A 234-nucleotide genomic window follows, 5' to 3' on the forward strand; every position below is an offset into this window, starting at 1 on the left:
TTACGACTGGTTTTGATAGAGATGGCGATATTTATGTCATTTCAGAGGGCGGACCCGGAGAAGAACAGCTATATTGTAAGCAAGTTTTTAGAGATGGAGAAAGTTTCCGCTGTCACTCACTCAACACCGATCCGCAATACAAGGATTTTTACTTAGATGAAGAAACTTCAAGGATCGTCGGCCCTGTAGTTGATTGTATTGAAGAAATAACCCCCGAATTAATCGAGAACTAAG

1 protein-coding gene is annotated in these 234 nt (G+C 41.0%); it reads left to right on the forward strand.

The window, feature by feature from the left end; genetic code table 11:
* On the forward strand, positions 1-233 hold a 233-nt coding region (locus ETC07_RS16470; protein ID WP_136249354.1), incomplete at its 5' end, for a S24 family peptidase.
* Position 234 lies beyond the last annotated feature (1 nt).

Source organism: Halomonas borealis, assembly GCF_004798905.1.
GTDB lineage: Bacteria > Pseudomonadota > Gammaproteobacteria > Pseudomonadales > Halomonadaceae > Halomonas > Halomonas borealis.